Below are 1,080 nucleotides of genomic sequence, written 5' to 3'. Positions count from 1 at the left end.
CCTGTTGGTGTCCGACGGTGTCTACCGCGGCGCCTACTTGGAACGCCTGCTGGCCGGCCTGCTCGCTGACTTGGGCGCGCGGACAGCCGGATGCCGAAGGTCGGCCAGCGGGGCTGCGCGTCCGGGCGATCGAACAACTCCACCGGGAAATCGGATAGTAGGCCGCCGTCGACCCAGGTGGCGCCGCCCACCCGGACGGGCTCGAACACATACGGAATCGCCGACGAGGCGTGCACGGCGCGGGCCACCGGAAAGTCGTCGGGGTCGATGCCGTAGGAGCCGAGGTCCCACGGGATGCGCACCATCCGGCGCCGGGACAGGTCGCTGGCCGTGACGACCAGCGACCAGGCGAACTGGTCCGGCTCCTCGCCCGTGCGCAGGTCGCCGAACGTCCGCACGCCCAAGTCAGCGAGCAGGCCGGCCAGCAGGCGTTCCAAGTAGGCGCCGCGGTAGACACCGTCGGACACCAACAGTGACAATGCCCCACCGATCAGAGGCACCTCGCCGATCACGCTGCGATCCAGGAACTTCCGGTAGTCGATGGTCCGCATGATCTCTGCGAGCCGGCTCAGCGGCTCGCCCGCAGCCTGTAGCGCGGCCACCAGCGACGCGACGACCGAGCCCGCGCTGCTACCCGCAACCCGCGGAAACCGGTAGCCGGCCTCGCAGAGCGCATCGACCGCGCCGACCAGCCCGATACCCCGGACGCCGCCGCCTTCACACACCAGATCGGCGTGAGATCCGCTCACGGCCGCCTCCATCGCCTCACCCCCTCAACAGATTCGCCGGCCGTCCACACCGAAGAAGTGCAGGTGCCCTGGCTCCGGGTGCAGGCGCACCCGGCTGCCCTTCTCCGGAGGCCGACGCCCGTCGGCACGCGCGACGACGGGCTGATCGATGACCTTGCCGGAGCCCGTGATTCGACCGTAGAGGTAGGCGTCCGCCCCGAGCATTTCGAACTTGGCGGCCAGGGTGTCGAGATGGAGGTCGATGTGGTCGAGGAGCTCGGGGCGGACGCCTACCTCTACGGTCGAATCACGGGCTCCGGCAAGGTCATCGATCAGCCCGTCGTCGCGCGTG

General features: G+C 69.7%; 2 protein-coding genes. Both read right to left on the bottom strand.

All coding sequences use genetic code 11. From position 1 onward, the window contains the following. The coding region (locus tag A5713_RS14555; protein WP_231980416.1) for a patatin-like phospholipase family protein at nt 1-761 on the bottom strand (761 nt) is incomplete at its 3' end. 12 nt (nt 762-773) lie between these two features. Continuing rightward, nucleotides 774-1,080, bottom strand: a 307-nt coding sequence (locus A5713_RS29215; protein ID WP_231980414.1) for a TOBE domain-containing protein, incomplete at its 5' end; no start/stop codon positions are given.

Source organism: Mycobacterium sp. E2497 (assembly GCF_001668695.1).
In the GTDB taxonomy this organism is placed as follows: domain Bacteria; phylum Actinomycetota; class Actinomycetes; order Mycobacteriales; family Mycobacteriaceae; genus Mycobacterium.
This window is presented reverse-complemented; position numbering and strand designations above follow the sequence as displayed.